The sequence below is a fragment of the Natronobacterium texcoconense genome (assembly GCF_900104065.1).
GTDB classification, from domain to species: domain Archaea; phylum Halobacteriota; class Halobacteria; order Halobacteriales; family Natrialbaceae; genus Natronobacterium; species Natronobacterium texcoconense.
Genome location: NZ_FNLC01000002.1, coordinates 621,553 through 637,601, shown reverse-complemented (window position 1 = coordinate 637,601; position 16,049 = coordinate 621,553). Strand labels below are relative to the sequence as shown.

At 58.4% G+C, this 16,049-nt stretch carries 14 protein-coding genes and 1 tRNA gene; 8 read left to right on the top strand and 7 right to left on the bottom strand.

Features of this window, described 5'->3' with window-relative positions; all coding sequences use genetic code 11:
- The first annotated feature begins 441 nt into the window (after window positions 1–441).
- The 4 genes from BLR35_RS10530 (at window position 442) to BLR35_RS10515 (ending at window position 4,523) form a co-directional block, all read left to right on the top strand.
- A complete protein-coding gene (locus tag BLR35_RS10530; protein ID WP_170831011.1) occupies window positions 442–2,430 on the top strand; it encodes an N-6 DNA methylase in 1,989 nt (662 codons plus the stop codon).
- A 321-nt stretch (window positions 2,431–2,751) separates the two neighbouring features.
- A complete protein-coding gene (locus BLR35_RS10525) occupies window positions 2,752–3,738 on the top strand; it encodes an HNH endonuclease (RefSeq protein ID WP_244510226.1) in 987 nt (328 codons plus the stop codon).
- A gap of 91 nt (window positions 3,739–3,829) precedes the next feature.
- Window positions 3,830–4,063 carry a DUF8139 family protein gene (locus BLR35_RS10520; RefSeq protein WP_090381427.1) on the top strand — a complete coding sequence of 78 codons (234 nt, stop codon included), beginning with the start codon at window positions 3,830–3,832 and terminating at the stop codon, window positions 4,061–4,063.
- A 376-nt stretch (window positions 4,064–4,439) separates the two neighbouring features.
- A tRNA-Glu gene (locus tag BLR35_RS10515) sits at window positions 4,440–4,523 on the top strand.
- A 473-nt stretch (window positions 4,524–4,996) separates the two neighbouring features.
- On the opposite strand, the gene BLR35_RS10505 is transcribed toward BLR35_RS10515, so the two are convergent.
- The 4 genes from BLR35_RS10505 to BLR35_RS10490 all read right to left on the bottom strand — a co-directional run bounded on the left by BLR35_RS10505 (window position 4,997) and on the right by BLR35_RS10490 (window position 7,516).
- Window positions 4,997–5,734 carry a DUF429 domain-containing protein gene (locus BLR35_RS10505; RefSeq protein WP_090381424.1) on the bottom strand — a complete coding sequence of 246 codons (738 nt, stop codon included), beginning with the start codon at window positions 5,732–5,734 and terminating at the stop codon, window positions 4,997–4,999.
- A gap of 54 nt (window positions 5,735–5,788) precedes the next feature.
- On the bottom strand, window positions 5,789–6,142 hold the full coding sequence (locus BLR35_RS10500) for a hypothetical protein (protein ID WP_090381421.1): 354 nt from the start codon (window positions 6,140–6,142) through the stop codon (window positions 5,789–5,791).
- A 138-nt stretch (window positions 6,143–6,280) separates the two neighbouring features.
- Window positions 6,281–6,898 (bottom strand): peptide-methionine (S)-S-oxide reductase, encoded by a 618-nt coding sequence (locus BLR35_RS10495; RefSeq protein WP_090381419.1) that lies wholly within the window; start codon window positions 6,896–6,898, stop codon window positions 6,281–6,283.
- Between the two features lie 168 nt (window positions 6,899–7,066).
- Window positions 7,067–7,516: a universal stress protein gene (locus tag BLR35_RS10490; RefSeq protein ID WP_090381417.1), complete on the bottom strand. Its 450-nt coding sequence runs from the start codon at window positions 7,514–7,516 to the stop codon at window positions 7,067–7,069.
- Between the two features lie 261 nt (window positions 7,517–7,777).
- On the opposite strand from BLR35_RS10490, the gene BLR35_RS10485 reads away from it, so the two are divergent.
- From BLR35_RS10485 to BLR35_RS10480, 3 genes are all read left to right on the top strand, one after another.
- Window positions 7,778–8,488: a DUF6997 domain-containing protein gene (locus tag BLR35_RS10485; protein ID WP_244510225.1), complete on the top strand. Its 711-nt coding sequence runs from the start codon at window positions 7,778–7,780 to the stop codon at window positions 8,486–8,488.
- A gap of 55 nt (window positions 8,489–8,543) precedes the next feature.
- Entirely contained in the window at window positions 8,544–8,840 is a 297-nt protein-coding gene (locus BLR35_RS20265) for a hypothetical protein (protein WP_139169269.1), read from the top strand.
- 466 nt (window positions 8,841–9,306) lie between these two features.
- A complete protein-coding gene (locus tag BLR35_RS10480) occupies window positions 9,307–10,752 on the top strand; it encodes an MATE family efflux transporter (RefSeq protein WP_090381410.1) in 1,446 nt (481 codons plus the stop codon).
- A 77-nt stretch (window positions 10,753–10,829) separates the two neighbouring features.
- Here the strand turns inward: BLR35_RS10480 and BLR35_RS10475 are convergent, their stop codons facing one another.
- From BLR35_RS10475 to BLR35_RS10465, 3 genes are all read right to left on the bottom strand, one after another.
- Window positions 10,830–11,249, bottom strand: coding sequence for a DUF7575 domain-containing protein (locus BLR35_RS10475; RefSeq protein WP_090381407.1), 420 nt, complete (start codon window positions 11,247–11,249; stop codon window positions 10,830–10,832).
- Between the two features lie 89 nt (window positions 11,250–11,338).
- Window positions 11,339–11,968: a TetR/AcrR family transcriptional regulator gene (locus BLR35_RS10470; RefSeq protein WP_090381405.1), complete on the bottom strand. Its 630-nt coding sequence runs from the start codon at window positions 11,966–11,968 to the stop codon at window positions 11,339–11,341.
- Window positions 11,969–12,100: 132 nt separating this feature from the next.
- Window positions 12,101–13,117 (bottom strand): DHH family phosphoesterase, encoded by a 1,017-nt coding sequence (locus BLR35_RS10465; protein WP_090381402.1) that lies wholly within the window; start codon window positions 13,115–13,117, stop codon window positions 12,101–12,103.
- A 668-nt stretch (window positions 13,118–13,785) separates the two neighbouring features.
- Here BLR35_RS10465 and lonB point away from each other — a divergent pair.
- Window positions 13,786–15,918, top strand: coding sequence for an ATP-dependent protease LonB (gene lonB, locus BLR35_RS10460; protein ID WP_090381400.1), 2,133 nt, complete (start codon window positions 13,786–13,788; stop codon window positions 15,916–15,918).
- Window positions 15,919–16,049: the final 131 nt, after the last annotated feature.

Below are 16,049 nucleotides of genomic sequence, written 5' to 3'. Positions count from 1 at the left end.
TATTCATCGCCGATCAAAAGTACCATTACAGATGACTGTATTTTCACAAGCATGTCGCTTTGTCGGGATCTAAGGGAAGACCAGCCACAACTGAAGTATCCCCTCCACGATTTTCTCGCGGCTGTCGCCGAGACAGCACCTGCGGATACGACTGATATCGAATCGATAGTTGATTGCTCCTACGAATTAACAATTAAAAAGCTCAAAACGCTCCGATCGCTCGGAATCATCAAAAGTTCTCGAGTTGGGCCTGCCTACCAATGGAAGTTAGACCAATTGGCAATCGATCATAACTCTTCCGGGGAAGTGGACGTCGACCAACAGGAAGTCGTATGTCTACTTATCGAGACGATCGACGGCATTGCGTCCGACCTGTGTCAACGGACGTCGCTCACCGGTGAGATTCCTACCCGACACCAACAGTGGCTATCTGATCGGAACATGGACGACTCCCAACGCTCCAAGGAAATCCTGTCCCGAACATGTATCTTCGACTTCTATCTCAAGAGCGCTCTCTATTCGCTGCACAAGCCAGAACACGAGGAACTCGAGGAACTATCTGTAGATTCGGACTTTCAAGCCCGCTTTGCTGAGGCCGAACGGATCACCCAGGACAAAGGTTTTGAACTCAGTGTCCCAGCAAACCTGATCGTCGAACTTACTGAAACGGAGATCCAAACCGTCCTAGCCCTCCGGAGCGCGCTCGGCGCGGTATCACATCCGGCAGAGAGTCTCAGTATGGTGTATGAACGACTGTTTGTACAAGAAGACCGACGCGATTTGGGGCAATTTGCCACCCCGAACTACATCAGCAACATACTAGCTAAGTGGGCAATCGACGACGCAGACGACATCGTGCTTGACCCGGGTGTTGGCGCCGGCATGCTCTCGTCTGCGGCCATATCTGAGAAACTCCGTCAGGGAGCGAACAAACCACTCCAAGACATCAGGGCAAACGATATCGATGAGCTGTCAGTGTCAATGGCGGCAGTGTCGCTCAAACTCGTCGACGGGCCGGGAAGCCCAGTGCTCGAGAAAGGGAATTTCCTGGATTTCACGGCGCATGATTGGACCGAGAGTGGTCGAGTTCAAACAGAGACCGTCGACGCTGTCGTAGCAAACCCACCGTATTCGCGATCGCAGGCGCTGGAGCCAGACCTCAAAGCGAACGCCAATCAAACGGTCTCTAGAGAGACAGGGATTGACTTCCACGGCAAATCTCCGCTATATGTATATTTCATCGCTCATGCTGCCCAATTCGTCGCCGAAGGAGGACGGTTAGCCTTCATCATTCCGTCCGGATTCATGAAAACAGAATTTGGTGTTCCGTTTAAGCAATATCTCCTCAATCGGTTCCAGATCGATGCGATTGTTCAACTCGATGAGGATGAAAACACTTTCCGTGGAGTTCGGACTACAGCGACCCTCGTGTTCTTAGAGTACAAGCAGGCGCCAGAAGACCACGAGACAACATTCATCAACCTCCCAAAGTGGCCGGACATCGATAATATCAATGAACTACTTAATATCGATTTCCCAGACGATCCGGAAGAAGATGGCTATCGTGTCGACCTGCTCCAACGTCTTCTGTCTCCGGAGGACGACTGGCAGCACTATTTCTCCCCGACCGAGATGGACGAGATCAAAGGGCTGGGCGAGTTCCGCGACATCGCACAGATCAAACGCGGTATCGCGACAGGAAACAATGATCTCTTTTGCCTGAATGAAGCCGACTTGGAAGAGCACAACATACCCGACCGTTTCCTCCAGCCAATCATCAAGAGCGCCCAAGACATTCCTGGCTATGAAATCACGAAGCAGGACTGGGAAGAGTGGCGAGCAAAGGGAAAAGATGTCTGGCTCCTATATGCGTACGAAAACGGAAAAAAGCTCGTTGATAGGGATCTCCTTGACGAGTACCTCTCGTACGCTGAGGAAGCGTTCGACACAGATCGAGAACTCTTCGATCGTCGAAATCCGTGGTACTGCGTAGACCAGCGCGATCCTGCCCCGATACTCGCGAAATACATGAGCCGAACGGGCTCACAATTCATATATAATGGGGCAAATGTTCGGACGCTCAATAACTTCCACAACATCGACCCCAATTTTGAGCCCGATGAACAGTCGGTTAAGGCACTCTTAGCCTATCTCAACAGCAATATTGTCCGGAAAGAGATTAGTAAGGTAAGTCGATCTTACTCCGGTCTCGAGAAGATCGAGCTTGGCGCACTGAAAAGTGCACCAGTGATCGACCCTCGTGAACTTGAGGTATCAGTCGTTGATCGGCTGGCGGCACTTTTCGATAAACTCGAGAAAAGAGAGCGCTCCGACGGGGATGTCGAGGGCATCAGAGAGGACATCGACGATACGCTGAGAGATATCCTCGATTTCTCAGTTGAGTCGGATGCGTCCGCCGTCGAGGATTGAACGGTTATGGCGAAGACCCCACAGAAAATCAGCCTTTCTCGTGAGTGAACGCTATCATTGACTCCCAGTTGACTAGTTGTTGGTGGTCAACTGAAGATCTCCGAGTTAGTCGTGCTATGTGTCATTTGTCCTTCTTGCACTATCATGCAGTTAATGGAATACACTGATGGGAAATAACCAGCCAACGACAACGACGGCGAACGGGAAGGTCTTGCTCCAACCGTTCGTAAATTTGATCGAGGAAACCGGGGGTCGTTCCGTTGGAGTGTAATAAATTCTGATAAGAAAAGGACCATCATCTGGCATTGCCACTGTTTCTGTATGGCTCCGGATCGTCTGCGTAGTATTGTCCCGATGTTTGGTGGTGGAACGCGATATGTTGAGACATTGGATGCGGTTCTTGAGTTCGTGGAGGCACATCAGCCAACGATAGATGAGCTCGTTGGGTGGCATCGCGGGTCGTTTTCGAATGTGACGAGTCGGGATTCGATTATGCGCCGAGTGAGTTATCTTAGGCAGGTCGGCTTCTTGCAGCAGGCGGATGAGCGGTGGCGGATCGGTGACGCTGGCTGGGAGTCCGTTCAACAGGGTGATGTGGGAACATTGCTTTGGATCATGTGTGATCGCAATGTCGGGCTTCGGAGTCTTCTATATGCGTTGTCTGCCGGGCCGATGACGCTCGAGGAGGTGAGTGAGCAGCAGTTAGACACGCACCCGGAGTTGGGATGGAGTCGTGGGGAGACGGACATGGCGCGTCAGCGAGTGAATTGGTTGCGAAGTATGGGGCTCGTTAAGGAACGAGGTGACGCATATGTGTTGACAGGCGAGGGTCGGTCCTTCGTCGAAGATGCTGTTGCGGAGTGGAGTGACTCGGAATGGACCCCAGCGATGACCGACGACGGCATGAGTGCTGGGACGTGCGCGACGACGATTCACGCTCGTGAAGTTGATCCTGAGTTCCGTGCGACGGTGATTTTGCGGCATGACGGAGAGTTCCCGGTCTCGGGTGTTGATCGTCCTGGCCTGCTGGACATCGCGCACATGTTGGCACGGAATGAGTTCCCGGAATACCGGGCGGATTTGGCGAACGTGCTACCGCTTAGTAAGACGCATCACGCGGCGTTTGACCGCGGAGTGTTCACAATTGACCGAGACTACCGTTTGCAAGTGAACCCGTCGTTCGAGACGCAAAGCGAGCTGTTACAGCGAACTATCATCGAACAAGACGGTGAGCGAATCCCAATGGCAGATGAGAGTCTGAACCCGGAGTACCTCGCACAGCATAACGCGGAACTTGCGTGGGTGTAGATATCGGTCGAAACGATGGGGTGACGTGGTGTTCGGCAGCGTGGTAGTGATTCCAGAATTCTGATTGTCTTCGGTATCGTTTGCTTCGGTAATGCAGCGGTTCTCGACGGGTGACCGTGTCCGGATCGATATTCCTGACGAGACTGATCCAGATCATGAAGAGTATCATGGTAAGCACGGCCGTGTTACTGCGCTATTGACTGATGATGCGGATGCAGTTACTGGTGATATGCGGGACAACCACCTCTATCGGGTTGAGTTAGAGACTGGTGAACAAGTCGATTTTCGCTGGCGGGATTTGCGGCCGCCGATTGAGGATGCATAGCTACCCTGAGTTCGGAACGAAGTCGGTTCAAAGTCGATAGACTAGGCCTTATAACGTCACCTCATACAGATTGCATCTCATCAGCCGGTCCGACTCCCTGAACCGGGGCTACGTGTTCTGTCATGACCTGGGACACCAGCAACCACACAGAACCGTTCATCGCTCATAGTGCGAGTTTGAGAGCTATTGAGGCAGCTTTCTTATAGGGAATCCAAGACAATCTAAAGACCACGTGCTGGAGACTGGTAAAAAGCCAGCCCGGAAACTGATTCCGGCGAATGAAACTTGCCTGGAGGGCAACGCAACGCCATTTTATATACTAGGCACCCATCAATCATGGGTGACGCGGACGTGATACACCAATTCGCGGATAATCGGAGTGCTCAACGGTGGACATATCACCGGCGAAGAGAGTCGCCCTCTCGAGGCAATGACCGGGGTTCAAATCCCCGTCGGAGCATCCTTTTCCCGACGCTGCCTGACGATTCTCCTTCGTGCATTGACCCGAGGTAAACGGAACGTGCACGGGAACTTCGTAAAACGGAATCCCGAATCGTGCCGCGTTCTTGCGATTTTCGAATTGGCGGGGTATCCCACGTTCGCTTTAATCCGAAGTGAGGAAATGAGTCGAATCGACGTCCCAGACAATAGCGAGTACGACGGTATCAAGCTGGTTAGCACCGTCCCCGTGGAACAACTCGGCCGCCAGCAGACGCGGTTCCGCTGTCTCGTCGATTCGGGCGCCTCCTCGTTCGGGAAGCCCACTCGCTCCGAACCGAGCACTCGCAACGGCGCCGGCGACGGCCCTGATCGTGGTCCGTATCCCCCATCATCACCGCGTCGACGATTGCGTCTTCGGCTGTCCCGTCAGTTATCCCGTGATACGGGCCCGCCTGCAACGTGGTGGCGACGTAGCCCGAGTTCCACGCCGAACTAGACGTCGGCGTAGACGATCTGCATCGGCAGGTCTTCTCGATCCGTCGGCGGGTCCGCCGGGAACGTGTCGAACTCCCCGTCGCCGAATTTTGCAGTCAGTGTGAGTGCCATCGCGTCCAGCAGATCGTCTCGATTCGAACTCCCGATTCGTCGAGCCCAGGGTTCCTGACTCTCGATGTGCGTGGCGACGAAGTCCTCGAAGACACCGCATACCGAGTTGTTCACCCGCTCGAGGCAGGCGACACGTTCGTCTTCACCGACACTGCCGTGTTTGGAGTCCAGAAGTCCGTCCTCGCTGAAAGCCGCGAAGCAAACCTCTGGATGGGACTCCAGTATCGTCTCCCTGGCTTGCTCGTCGTCCCGGAGGAGTCGATCGACCTCTCGAATTCGCGGGATGAGACCCCACGCCTGACTCGAGAGGCCGTCACCGCGACACGCCTCGTTCGCGTCGGCTGCCTGCTCGTAGGTGTCTGCTTCGACGGCGTCCCGACAGGGCGTCCAGAATACGCTGCTGGCACGCTCCGGACCGAGGAACTCCTTCGCCTGTCGATCGCACTCCCGTCGCCGATCCTCGGGGAGTCCGATCGGAACGTCGACCAGAATCGAGTCCGCGTCACGATGCGTGAACCAGACGCTGTGGATCGACGGATGCATGCTCGCGGTCCACTCTCGACTGTTCGTTTCGACGGCGAGCCAGCCCCGCGACGCCCAGTCGACGCCGACGTACGAATTCATACTGGAGACTCGAGAGAGGCGAAATACCAATCGTTCGACTACGGCGGAAGCCCCTCAGTACTGCTCCTGGACCGTGTCGATTTTGCACTGTACGCACAGATCGTCGGCGAAACAGGAGACGCTGTCGTAGGGGCAGTCGTATTCCTCCACCTGGACGGACTGGCGGCGTTTTTCCCGCCGCCAGGCAGCTTCCCAGTCGTCGATCTCCATCTCGGCGGACGTGAAGACGACGTTACTGTCCCGGTCTATTATCTTCGCTGCCGTGACCGAATACCGGTTCTCTTTGACGACTTCGATCGCGTCTTCGTAGGACGGACAGCTGATGTCCTCCGTTCCAGTTTCGTCGTCCAGAAGTCGGACGGTTATCGACCCGTCGTACTCCTCCGTCGGATCCAGCCCCCGAGCCATGCCGGACACACTTCCAATAGCGGCTAAAATCTTGGGATGGATCTCCGGTCGAGCCCCTCTCTTCTAGCGTGCAAATCCATCGAATGCAATCGAGTCACTCTCGAGAGCAGAACTGGAGAGCGAGGACTCTGCAACACGTCATTTCGACCGTCGATCGTAGGACTGCTCGAGAAAGGGAACGTCTACCTCGTGACCTGCAGCGTGAGCGTTCAACTTCGCCGCCGCCGGTGACTCCCTGACGTCCTCGGCGTCGTAGTTCGCCTCGTCGAAGACGTCGGTGATCCAGCGTTTCCCCCGAAGCTGGAACTTCTGATGGTAGTCCTCGGCGACGTAGCACTCGTCCAGTTCTTCGAACCGCGTCTCGAGGCGGTCCCGATCGAAATCGCTGTCGTCCAGAAACGCCTGTAGCTGTTCGTGCTGGTCGGCTGTTTCGGTGAAGACGATATTGTGGTACTGGCGTTTCCTCGGTTGGCGGTAGGGCTGCTGTTCCGAGAACGCCCACTCGAGCAACTTCCGGAACGAGATCCGGTCGGGATCGTACGCCGCCTGGACGACCTCGGTGTGATCACCGATGACGTCGTAGGAGGGGTCGGGTTTCGTGCCGCCTGCGTAGCCGACTCGAGTGCGAACGACGCCGTCGATCGCGCCGGCTGCTGCGTCGGGGCCCCAGAAACAGCCGAGTCCGAACGTCGCCGTCTCCGTCTCGTCGGGTGCGTTCGAATCGTACTCGGAGACGAGTTGTGGCGTGAGCATCATTCTAGAATCCAGTATCCCATCTCCGGGTCAGAGGCAGTTAACGCTGCCTCACGTCTGGATCGGTGTGGCTCTCGAGCGGATATATCGAACTGACGGCTACCCCGAGACCGCGGCGAGAGACTCGAGAGTCCGATTCCGGATGTCGTTCCGACCGGGAAGCGACGAAACCTACGTCTCTTCGTCCCCCTGCTCCTGCCGAACGATCGTCACGGTACCCGGCGAGCGACGTGCGACCTGTTCCGCGACGCTCCCCAGCAAGAATCGCCGCAGGCCACGTCGACCGTGGCTCCCGAGCACGATGTGATCGACGTCGTTCTCCTCCGCGTATTCGACGATCGTGGGTGCCGCCTTCCCGGTCGCCGTCTCGGTCGTTACGTCGGCGTCGTATTCCCGTGCGATTTCGGTCGCCTCCTCGAGGAGTCGTTCGGCGGCGTCCTGGGACAGTTCGTGTATCTCTTCCCGACTGAGACCGCCGTTCCCGTCCGAACGGGGCCACTCTCGAAGGTCGGTCACGTGAAGCATGTGAATCTCCGAATCGTCGTACGTCGACAGGGCGTGACGGAGCGCGACCGTCGACTGGGGCGATTCGTCGAACGCGACGAGGACTCGATGAGTCATGCGCCTCCAATCGACGAGCACGAATAAAGTAGTGAGGGCAGCTACGTGTCGATGACTGGTCTGGTTCACTACGTTCGATCGCTTCGATAATATCAACCAACAAGTACGGTCGGCAACCTTCTCTGGACGATGGACTCGGTCTTCGAACCTGCATTGGGAGAGTTAGCGGCTTCAGAGAAGCGGGTGTTCGGTCCGATGTCGTTTCGTGACTACGTCTCTACGCACGACCTCGAGGCCACCCGCACAGCGCGACATATTTCGGTGAATTCCCTCGACGATCTCACCCCAGACCTGCGCGATGCAGGTGTCATGGTGCTTCGAACCGGCTCCGCACCTGAGGGAACCGGAACAGCGTTTCTCCTCGTCGACGGACCGAACGGCGTCTCCGATTTCTTCCTGCAAGATGACGAGATCTTCGAGGGCCAGGCCACCGAAACGGTGCCGCGTTTCGTCGAGCAGGAGCAACTCCTGAGTTTCACGGTCCTCCCGACGCTCTCCGAAACGTCGCTGGTCAATCTCGGACTCGCTTCCGGCGTCCTTTCACACGCCCTCGAGCTCGATACGACGGGGGCGCTGGCCCCACCCGCGACTGGGCGGTCCACGTTTACGTTCGATTTCTATCCGCATAGCGGCCTCGAGTCGCCCGTCACTCACCGTAGCGGCCAGGTCGAGATCGACACGTTGTTCGCCGAACGTCGAGACGGTGAGCGGATACTGTTCGTCATCGAAGCCAAAACCGGCCAGCGAGCATCCCTCGCAAAGCACAAACTCGTCTACCCGATTCTCGCCATCGCCGACGGCATTCCGTCCGAGATTTCGATCGTCCCGGTCTACCTCCGCTGTCGGCAGTCAGCGGGAACGATCACGTTCGACGTCGCCGAATGCTCGATCCCCGATCCGCGAAGCCACCTTCCTGGCGTGAACGATCTCGAGGTTACCCGGTCGACAGTGCTCGAGTTCGATATCAGTTGATCGGAGACTCCGCGTCGCTCTACGCATTTTCTGCAGTCACTTGCTCATCTCTTCTATGATACTCTTCCAGAGTGGTTTAACGTATTGTTCTATATTTTACTGGTTTAGGGAGGCCGACTTTCGTCTGCTTTCTGCCGAAACCAGAACCCGTGATCGGGGCCTCGAGCCAACAGTTATATCAACAGGGAGAAAAGCCGGAATCGGCGTCTATCTCCCCATAGATCTCCCGAAACTATCCAAGTCGAACCGTCCCAGAAAAGGCCTGCTGCCGAGAGGATCGAAAGACCCGAGAGAAACGTCGAGAAACTCGATAGCACTGCTTTCGAAGCGAAGCGTGATACTGCCGTTCTGACGGACGTGACTGTCTCCCGACGACCGACCGTCGATCGCTATCTTGGTATTGAACTCTCTATTTAAATATTAATCTCTATAATGAACATGTACTGGGGCTCGATATCGGTTCGTGTGCCTCGTTGAACGCTACCGGAGTCCATCGGAACGATCGATCGAAACTTCAGAAACACACTCCAGCAACGTCAGCAGGGAGAGAGGAGAGGAGAGGAGAAATCGAAACGCGTCGGGAGTGGCGAAGTCCCGGATAGCGTCCGATCGTCTAACCACACTACGACTATAGCGGGGGCAATCACTCCGTCGCAGTGAGGTTAGCTGGCGAACCCAGCGTAGCTTACTAACCGTTCATTCAATATATGCCTGTTGCATAGAGTCGCACTCGCTGCTCTCACATATCGGGCCGACTGCACAGGCTGCCGAGTAACAAAGTTCCTTACTGTCCCACTGTCAATCGACAGTCGGTACCCGTGAGCCGTGTTCCGAATCCGTTGCGTCTGCTGATCCTCTATATAGGTCTCGGGCTGGCGCGTATTGGACTGATCGATCGAGAACGTGCGATCCAGACGACGATTCTCGCGTGGCCGCGAATCGTCACCGGCATCGCGAGAATGTCGAAAAGTGCCGTCGACGTCGCGATGGTCGGCGTCGCGGTCGGTATCTCCGCCGTCGCCGGTGTCGGGTTCGCGGGACCATTCTGGGGACTTGCCTTCGCGATCGGCGGTGGTGTCGCTGGCGGCACCATCGCGCTCGTCTCGCAGCGATACGGAGCCGACGCGTACGACGAACTCGGACTGGCCGTTCGCTCGAGCACGGTCCTCGTTCTCATCGTCAGCGCACCGGTCGTTGCCGTCTTCTGGCTGTTTCCGTACGAATTCATCTCCCTGCTCAGCAGCAACGAACGGGCGATCGATCACGGTGCGACGTACCTCCAGGTCGTCTCGCTCGGGATTCCGTTCGCGGGACTGAACCTCGTCGGCAGTCGCGTCCTCGTCGGTGCGGACGATTCGTACACGGCGATGCAAGTCCGGGCCGGCGGCGCACTCGCCAACATCGGGCTGAACGCGGTGTTCATCTTCGGTCTCGACTGGGGTGTCGCCGGTGCAGCCCTCGGAACGGTGCTGTCGAACGTCGCCGTCTCCGCGACGTTTGCCGTAGGTCTCTGTGCCGGTCGATTCCCTGGTGTCGGCGAGTTCCCGGTTCGCATCGATCCGCTGGCGGCGTACTTCGATGCGGAGACGATTCGCGATCTCGTGACGATCGGCCTGCCGGTCGGCGGTCGGAATCTCGTCTGGATCGCCGCCGAGTTTCCGATGCTCGGCATCCTCGATATCTTCGGCGAGAACACGGTCGCCGCCTTCGTCATCGCCCGCCGGATCTGGGGGCTGATGAACACCCCCGGCTGGGGCTTCGGACTCGCGTCCTCGAGTCTGGTCGGGCAGGCGCTGGGGCAGAACGACGAGAGGACGGCCGAGGCGTATGGTCGCGATATTATCCGGTTTGCCGTCGCGACGTACATCGTCTCGGCGATCCTCATCGCGGTTTTTGCCGAGCAGATCGTCGTCCTCTTCGCGGACGACCCGGCGAGTCCGGCGATTCCGATCGCAGTCAATCTAGTGTACGCTGCCTGTGCTGCAGTCGTCTTCCAGGGCGTCGCCGGCGCAGCAGCGGGGCCGCTCGACGCCAGCGGTGATACGCAGGTCCCCTTCGTGAGCCAGTTTCTCGGCATGTTCTGCGTCTCAATTCCGCTTGCGTATCTTGGCGCGACCACCGCGCTCGGATACTGGGGGCTGTATCTGGCCTTCCTCGCGGAGACGACCGTCCCGGCGGCCATCAACTACTGGCGGTTCCGCACCGACAAGTGGAAAACGGTCAGCCAGTCGTACCGGCCCGATGCGGCGATTGCAGACGACTGACCGGGCGTCCCGTTCCGGAGCCAGTCGATCGAAGTTTTCGAGGTGACACGCCCCAGGACAGCTGTTTCCGCCTATCCTCAGGGGCGGCCGTCGTCGGACCGCTCCGGTGACCGCTGTCTGTCAGTCTCGGCCGACCCCGATAGTTCGGTTGCACACCACGGACAGAACGACAGTTCCCTCTCGAGTTCTCGATAACAGTCAGGACATCGGTCGACGCTCTCGGCCTCGAGCCGATAGTTGTGCTGTCGGGCGAGGACGTACGCGTCGAGGCTGCTCAGTAGTGCGACGCCGGCAAGCGGTACAACCTCCCTGACCGTCGCCGAACTCGGATCGGCGAGTGCCGGTTCCGGGACGACGACGGTCCCCACGAGTATCGCGAGACCGACCCACCCGAGCGCACGCAACCAGCGACGGAGATACACCTGCCCGAGTCCCGTCACGAGCAGGGTCAGTCCGGCTGCGAGCCACGGCCGTTTCGGTGACGACTGCTGACCCATGGGTTGACTGAATGGTTAGTCAGCCGTAAGTCTTCCGTTGGAGGCGACGGCGCGCGTTCGATCCGGAGATATCGATCGATCCGCCGCCGTCAGCGCGACTCGAGCAGCGTTCGCTCCAGTTGCTGCTGTAGCGCCTCTCGGTTTCGGTTGACGATGTCGCGATCCTCGAGCGCGGTGGCGCGCTCCATCACACCATAGAGCGTCGAAAACAGCAGTTCCGCCTCTCGCTCCGGATTGACGTCCACGAACCGCCCCGTTTCGACTCCCCACTCGATCGTCTCCGTCAACGTCTCGAGGACGACCTGATCGGTGTGTTGAATCCGTTCGTGGTACGATCGATTGTGCGGTGCCTGGGAGCGAACCTCGAAAAACGCCTGCCGAAACTCGAGTTGTTCGTCGTCCATCTCCGCCGGAAGAACCCGTTCGATGACCGCGAGTAGCTGGTCGTACGGGTCGTCGTACTCCTCCTCGACGAGCGACGTCTCGAGTCGTTCACAGAGATAGCCGAAGAAGTCGTTCAGAATCTCCTCTTTGCCGTCGTAGTGATAGTACAGGAGTGCTTTGCTCTTTTCGAACTCCGATGCGATCTGAGACATCGTCGTTTCCGGATAGCCGTTCTTCGAGAGTGCCCGATACACTGCCCGCATGATCTCCTCGGTGGTATCGTCGGGTTCGTCACCTGACGGTCCCGACCGGTTCAGTTTCGGAGAATCCCCCATAGTACTCCCATCCGTGGTGACTCATAAATAGTTCAGGATCCGGACGCCTGGGTGTACCGACACGACAGAGCCAACGAGTACCAGAAGTGACGTTCCACAATCGCCACGGATCGCTCGCTGACTACTCGATTATCAGGCGTCGATTTTCCCGGTAGAGTGCTCCAGTGCTCCGAAAAAACGATCTTCGACGTACCGCCGCATCGAAGCGACGAGTTCGACGTCGGTGGTCGCACCGTCGTCGATCACCGCCAGCGGAAGCTGTCCGCCGGCCATATCCTCGTGGCCGCCGGCGCTCCCGACGTCCCCGAACAGCCGCTCGAGAAGATCGCTCAGATCGAGATCCGTTCTGATCGTTCGAGCGCTCAGGAAGACCTGATCGCGAACGATCCCACAGACGAGGACGGTCTCGATCCCGTCGATGACCAGCAGGAAGTCCGCCGCTTGCGCCAGCGCGACTCGATTCTCTAGCCGGCCGATACAGGAGACGAGACAGGGGCCGCGTCGCACCCGGTTGTGGAGGACGTTCGCGAACGCGTCCACGCTACTCGGCAGGAACGACGCACCGTACAGTTCACGAAGGAGGTCCGAATCGGCACGACCGTGGAGGTAGGTCCCGATTTCGTACTCGAGATCGGTTGGCCGGTTGTAGAAATCGAGTCGCTCCCGATGGATGCCAAACAGGAGCGCGGAGGCGATGCGTGGCGTGATCTCGATACGGGAGCGACGGAAGTACTCGGCGAGGATCGTCGCCGTCGTCCCGTACTCCTCGCGGACGTCGACGACGTCCGCCGGGATGGGTCGATCCGGCGGGTGATGGTCGAAGACGAGATCGAGATCTGTCTCTCTCGGGACCGAGTTGTTTCGGCCAGGATAGGAGTGATCGACGAAGGCGACGAGGTCGTTCGTCTCGAAGCGATCCTGCGAGTAGTGCTCGAGTTCGACGTCGAACAGGTCGACGAACGCGCGGTTTTGCTGGTGGGCTATCGTCCCGCTGTACAGGATATCGACGGTTTCGACGCCCGACTCTCTCGCGAGTAGTTCGAGTGCGATAGCTGCCGAGAGCGCGTCGGGGTCCGGATCGTCGTGACAGACGATCGTGAGCGATGACGCAGTACGTAACCGGCCCAATACCGCGTCAACCGGAGACATACGTGAGGGTCGTCACGTTCGGTCGTCAACCATCGGCATGATATCGCTTGCTGGCCCCTATTCGACGCCCGACGGTCGTCCCGGCCCGGACCGTGAACGACGACTGTGTGCCGTCGATTCCGAACCGAGGGACGCCGAACCCAGCGGTACTCTCGAACGGTTTCTGGCGACGCTCGAGCCGATACCTCGTGACTCGTGAACCGCCAGCCAGGCGATTCGCCGCTCGACCTCGAGGTGTCCCGTCTCCTCGCGGTTCCCGTATCGATCAGTTCAATGCGGGAGATATTTACAGCTGTACATACGTAACAAACTGACTGCTCTGCTTACTGAACAGTTAGTCAGTTGCCTATATAAAAATTGCTGACTGGCCAGTCACCGGCGGTCGGTATCGCCAAACGGCTCCCACTATCCGCCGTTCGGACGAACTGGAGCGTGACCCTTCGGGGGCACGTGGTTCGAGAGGTCCCTGACTCGCGGAAGAGGGTTGCTCTTCCGAACGACCTCGAGGCACTCGATCTGTTTTCTGTCGACGACTCTTGCCCGTCCAAACGCCGGGTATCGGTTCCAGGAATTCGAAATTCCGATACTCGACTTCGGTTCCCGATGCCTGCTCACATGGAGAAAGTATATCCGGCCCAGTCCCCTTGTATCAGGCACCATATATCTCTATGAGTGACGATACGAACGTCGACGATTCTCCCGAGGAAGAACGTCTCAGGGACCAGCCTGAGCGTCGGGACGATCAGTCGGCATCCCCATCGAACGACGAAGACCCCCCGAACGAGAGCGCGGGCGCGTCTACCGATCCCGAGGAGGAGACGGACGACGGTCCCGAAACCGTCGACGACCTCGGTAGTTCGGTCGACGTCGATCCGGGGGTGGAAATCGACGAGGAGAACGCCGAAGACGACCTGCTCGGTGGTCTCCAGATCGATACGACCGAAGACATCGAGGTTCCCGATCGGCTCGTCGATCAGGTCATCGGCCAGGCCGAGGCGCGAGACATCATCATCAAGGCGGCCAGACAGCGTCGCCACGTGATGATGATCGGTTCACCGGGGACCGGCAAGTCGATGCTTGCGAAGGCGATGAGCCAGCTGCTCCCGGAGGAGGACTTGCAGGACGTTCTGGTCTATCACAACCCGGGCGACGACAACGAGCCGAGGATCCGGACCGTCCCTGCCGGCAAGGGCGAACAGATCGTCGAGGCCCACCGGGAAGAGGCCAACAAGCGAAACCGGGTGCGCTCGATCCTGATGTGGATCATCATCGCAGCGATCCTCGTCTACGCCATCATCGTGGGGCCGCTCCTGCTGGGTATCTTCGCGGCAGGGATTATCTGGTTTATCTTCCGACAGATGAAACAGGGGACGGACACGATCGTACCGAACCTGCTCGTCGACAACAGCGACCAGCGACAGGCGCCGTTCGAGGATGCGACGGGTGCCCACGCGGGTGCCCTGCTGGGCGACGTCCGCCACGACCCGTTCCAGTCCGGCGGCATGGGAACGCCGAGCCACGAGCGCGTCGAGCCGGGTTCGATCCACAAGTCCAACAAGGGCGTGCTGTTCCTCGACGAGATCAACACGCTCGATATCCGCACCCAGCAGAAGCTGATGACGGCGATCCAGGAAGGCGAGTTCTCCATCACCGGACAGAGCGAGCGTTCCTCGGGTGCGATGGTCCAGACCGAACCCGTCCCCTGTGACTTCGTGATGATCGCGGCAGGGAATCTGGACGCGATGGAAAACATGCACCCCGCGCTGCGCAACCGCGTCAAGGGATACGGATACGAGGTGTACATGGAGGATACTATCGAGGACACCCCCGAGATGCGCCGGAAGTACGCCCGGTTCGTCGCCCAGGAGGTCGAACGCGACGGTCGCCTGCCACACTTCGCCGCCGACGCCGTCGAGGAACTCATCCTCGAGGCGAAGCGACGTTCGGGCCGGAAGAACCACCTGACGCTGCACTTCCGCAGCCTCGGTGGAATGGTTCGGGTCGCTGGCGACATCGCCCGTGCCGAGGACCGGGAGTACACGACCCGCGAAGACGTCCTTCAGGCCAAACAGCGCTCGCGGTCGATCGAACAGCAACTCGCAGACGACTACATCGAACGCCGCAAGGACTACGAGCTACAGGTCACCGAAAACGCTGTCGAAGGCCGCGTCAACGGCCTCGCGGTCATGGGCGAAGATAGCGGGATCATGCTGCCCGTGATGGCCGAAATCGCGCCCACCCAGGGTGGCGGAAAGGTGATCGCCACCGGCCAACTCAAAGAGATGGCCGAAGAGTCGGTCCAGAACGTCTCGGCGATCATCAAGAAGTTCTCCGACGTCGACCTCTCGGAGAAAGACATCCACATCCAGTTCGTCCAGGCCGGACAGCAAGGCGTCGACGGCGACTCCGCCTCCATCACCGTGGCGGCCGCCGTTATCTCCGCCCTCGAGGATATCCCGATCGACCAGTCGGTCGCGATGACCGGGTCGCTTTCCGTCCGAGGAGACGTGCTCCCGGTTGGTGGCGTCACCCACAAAATCGAAGCAGCCGCGAAAGCCGGCTGTAACACGGTCATCATCCCGGAAGCCAACGAACAGGACGTGATGATCGAAGACGAGTACGAGGAAATGATCGAGATCATCCCGTGTTCGAACATCAGCGAAGTACTCGATGTCGCCCTGATGGGCGAACCGAAGAAAGACTCGCTTGTCGACCGACTCAGGTCGATCACGGACACGGCCTTCGAACAGGGCCAGAACACCGTCGGCTCCGCGAGCGGATCGAGTCCGAGCCCGCAGTAACCCTCTCGAGCGCCGTTCCAGTCGTTGTTTTCGATTTCCTTTCGAAAATCGAGACGTCGGTATCGTCCTTATACTCTCGTCGGTCGCGATGGTCGCACTCGGCGCGTCGCTGTTCGAACGCGTCGAGACGG